The organism is candidate division WOR-3 bacterium (genome assembly GCA_016926475.1).
In the GTDB taxonomy this organism is placed as follows: Bacteria; SDB-A; SDB-A; order SDB-A; family SDB-A; genus JAFGIG01.
Window position 1 is genome coordinate 1 of the sequence record JAFGON010000058.1, and the last position, 4432, is coordinate 4432.

At 38.0% G+C, this 4432-nt stretch carries 1 protein-coding gene; it reads left to right on the plus strand.

Annotated elements, in window-relative coordinates; translation table 11 throughout:
• Positions 1–377 precede the first annotated feature (377 nt).
• Positions 378–4424 (plus strand): DEAD/DEAH box helicase, encoded by a 4047-nt coding sequence (locus JXA84_06110; GenBank protein MBN1150777.1) that lies wholly within the window; start codon positions 378–380, stop codon positions 4422–4424.
• Positions 4425–4432: the final 8 nt, after the last annotated feature.

Consider the following 4432-nt stretch of genomic DNA (forward strand, 5'->3'; position numbering starts at 1 on the left):
AAAAATAATATATTGATTTCAAAAATAAAGCAAATCTCGATCCGGTACTGGAGGCAGTCTTTTCTCCTGTTTTTTTTAGAAAATCCCAAATCATCATAATCATTGGAAAATCAGAAAACGTTGCGTAGTTATCTCAAAGAGGCGGACATGAAGACATTTGCCTTTGTTTCGGCTCTTTGTATGCTCTATTTGAAATCACTCGATACGCAGCGGATATCTTTTGTTCTTGTATCTTCTGGATTTAGTAAACATGAAAATTTTTACCACAAATGATTCCACATTTTTTACAATTAATTACGTTGTAAATAAAAAACTTTAGTGATATTAAATAGTCATAATGGGTAATGGAATATATACTATGATTAATAATCCCAATTATGACCTTTAACAAAATCCTCGAAAAATACAGAAAAATTTCCTTCTCCGAAGCCGACAAAGGTCAGCGTTTTGAAAGACTGATGAAGGCATATCTTCAAACCGACCCCATATATTCAAATTTGTTTACAAAAATATGGCTGTGGAACGAATTTCCTTACAGAAAAGATTTCGGAGGAAACGATACAGGAATAGACCTTGTAGCCAAAACATCCGAAAACGATTATTGGGCTATTCAGTGCAAATGTTTTCAGGAAAATGCCGTGATCGACAAACCGGCAGTTGATACATTTTTATCTACATCAAGCAAAGTTTTCCAAGATGACAATAAAAAGAAAGTAGCATTTTCTAACAGGCTTTGGATTTCAACGACAAACAAATGGAATTCCAATGCGACATTGGCAATTCAAAACCAGAATCCGCCCCTAACAAGACTAAATCTGAATGATTTACAGGTCGCATCTGTAGATTGGGAAAAGATCGAAAAAGGCATTTCAGGCGAAGATTCACGAATACAAAAGAAAACGTTAAAACTCCATCAGAATGAAGCAGTGGAAAAAGCTCATCTATATTTCAAAAAATATGATCGCGGCAAATTGATTATGGCTTGCGGAACGGGCAAGACATTTGTTTCTCTTAAAATCGTCGAAAAAGAAACTAAAGGGAAAGGCCTTATACTCTTTTTTGTCCCTTCAATAGCTCTTATGAGTCAAATATTGAGGGAATGGTCTGAAGAAGCCTCAAAACCGATAAACGCGATATGTATCTGTTCAGATCCGGAAGTTTCAAGAAAAAAATCAAAAATGGATGAGATTGACAGTTACAGCTCAGTAGATCTGGCTCTGCCTGCGACCACGAACGCCAAAGACATTGTAAAACAACTGAAAAAGATAAAACCATCCCAAATGAATGTAGTTTTTTCGACATACCAGTCCATAGATGTCATCTCAAAAGCACAGAAAACGATGATGAAGGGTAAAAACGGATTCAGGGAATTCGACCTTATCGTCTGCGACGAAGCCCACAGGACGACAGGCGTTGCCCTGACAGACGAAGATTCATCAGCTTTCATAAGAGTTCACGACGATAAATACATAAAAGCCAAAAAGCGCCTTTACATGACCGCTACGCCTCGTCTTTACAGCGATGACGCTAAGAGCAAAGCAGCGCAGGCCGAGGCCATACTCTGTTCAATGGACGACACTTCCATGTATGGTGAAGAAATTTACAGAATCGGTTTTGGCGAATCCGTTGAAAGAAATCTTTTGACTGACTATAAAGTGCTGATTCTGACCCTCAATGAAAACGATGTCCCCCCTGCCATCCAAAAAATGATCACCGACAAAGAAAGTGAAATAAACACTGATGACGCTTCAAAACTTATAGGCTGTATTAACGCTTTGTCAAAGCAGATTCTCGGAGACGACGGTGTGATTAAAGAAAGCGACCCCGAACCTATGAAGCGTGCTGTAGCTTTCTGCCAAAAAATCGTCATTTCCAAAAAAATCACCGAAACATTCAACACTGCGACAGATATCTACATTGATTCACTGCCGCAAGATAAAAAAGACAAAATGGTCAACGTCTCTTCAAAACATATAGACGGGACAATGTCAGCTCCTGAAAGAAACGACCTACTGAGTTGGTTGAAAGAAGACCAAAAAGGTGAATGCCGGATATTGACCAATGTAAGATGTCTCAGCGAAGGCGTAGATGTCCCTTCTCTTGACGCTGTCATGTTTTTATCTGCAAGAAACTCGCAGATTGATGTTGTCCAGTCGGTTGGACGTGTGATGCGCAAATCGCCCGGAAAAAACTACGGATACATAATTATTCCTGTTCTGGTGCCTTCAAATGTTGAACCTGAAATTGCATTGAACGATAACGAAAGATACAAAGTTGTATGGATGGTTTTGAACGCACTCAGGGCTCATGACGACAGGTTCAACGCCACCGTCAATAAAATCGAGTTGAACAAAAAACGCCCAAAACAGATATTGATTGGCAGAACAGAATACACATTCGACGACGACGGCGAGCCTGTCCTGTCCGTCAGGGACAGCGAAAGATCCAAATATGACTCAAAAATAAACGAACAGCTTTATCTCCAGTTTGAAAAGCTTCAGAGCGTTATTTTTGCGAGAATGGTTCAAAAAGTCGGGGACAGACGGTATTGGGAGCAATGGGCTAAAAGCGTCGCAGAAATCGCTGAAAAGCAAATCGAAAGAATCGGCAATCTGATAAAAAAGCAGGGCTCTCACAGACAGGCGTTTGAGAATTTTTTGGCAGGTCTTCAAAAGAACATAAATCCCAGTATAACCGGGCAGGAAGCAATTGAAATGCTTTCACAGCACATTATCACCAAACCAGTTTTTGAAGCGTTGTTTGAAGGGTATACGTTCGTCAAAAGCAACGCGATTTCAATTTCAATGCAGAAAATGCTCGATCTCCTTGAAGCGCAAGCCCTAGAAAAAGACACTGCAATGCTCGATAAATTCTATGAATCAGTCCGAAAAAGAGCTTCCGGAATTGACAACGCCGAGGGAAGGCAAAGAATTATCATCGAGTTATACGATAAATTCTTCAAAACCGCTTTCCCAAAAATGGTCGAAAGACTCGGCATAGTATATACACCTGTCGAATTGGTAGATTTCATTATCAACTCGGTAAATGATGTTCTCAAAAAAGAATTTGGAAGAAGCCTTTCTGACGAAAACATTCACATCCTCGATCCTTTTACCGGAACAGGAACATTCATAACAAGGCTTTTGCAGAGCGGATTGATAGACAAAAAAGACCTAAAGCGGAAATACACTAAAGAACTTCACGCTAACGAAATTGTTTTACTCGCTTATTACATTGCAACTGTGAATATCGAAAACGCTTATCACGATGCAACGCCTGACCCCAATGATGGTATTGGCAAAGAAAATTATACTCCTTTTGACGGTATTGTCTTAACTGATACATTCCAACTCGGTGAAACACCCGAAAGCGAACAACTTTTTTCGGAAATGTTTCCCCAGAACTCCGAACGTGTAGCCGCACAGAAAAAAGCCCCGATTCGTGTAATTATTGGAAATCCACCGTATTCGGTAGGTCAAAGATCAGCAAACGACAATGCTCAGAATCAACCATATTTAAAATTGGACAAACGGATATCAGTAACGTATGCAAAAGAAACATCTGCTACAAATAAGAATTCTTTGTATGATTCATATATCAAAGCATTTAGATGGGCTTCAGACCGACTTGAGAAAGAAAACGGCGGAATCATTTGTTTTGTTTCCAACGGAGCGTGGATTGACGGCAATGCGCAGGATGGTTTTAGGAAATGCCTTGAAAGGGAGTTTTCATCAATTTATGTGTTTAATACAAGAGGAAATGCAAGGACACAGGGAGAATTGAGAAGAAAAGAAGCCGGAAATGTTTTTGGAGGTGGTTCACGAACGCCAATTTCGATAACTCTTCTTGTCCAAAATCCTGGAATAAAACAGGAAAAAGCAACCATTCATTATTACGATATTGGTGATTATCTAAACAGGGAAGAAAAACTATCTATTGTCAATGATTTTCAGTCAGTTTCAAATCCAGAGATTAAATGGAAAACTCTTAAACCTAACAAATATGGGGATTGGATAAGTCAAAGGAAGAAAGCTTTTGAAAATTTTATCACATTAGGAGATAAAAACAACTTATCGAAGAATACTTTCTTCTTACCATATTATAGCAGAGGGCTTGCAAGCTGCAGAGATGCATGGTGCTATAATTTTTTAAAAAGTAACATTAAGAATAATATTACAAAAACTATTGATTATTTTAATATTGAAAGAGATAAATACTCGAAAGAGATAAAGAAAAACAGCCAATTAAATATCAATGATTTTTTATCCTATGATTCAACAAAGATTAGCTGGAACAGGCAATTTAAAGACTTAGTTAAAAGAAATTATAAAATAACGTTTAATAAAGAGAACATTTATTGTGGAATTTATAGGCCTTTTGTTAAGCAATTTGTTTATTTTTCAAATGTTTTAAAGAGAGTGTAAATAAAACT

Excerpts from the sequence above, each read along its gene's own strand:
- JXA84_06110 (MBN1150777.1), top strand. The coding sequence starts at position 378 with ATGACCTTTAACAAAATCCTCGAAAAATACAGAAAAATTTCCTTCTCC.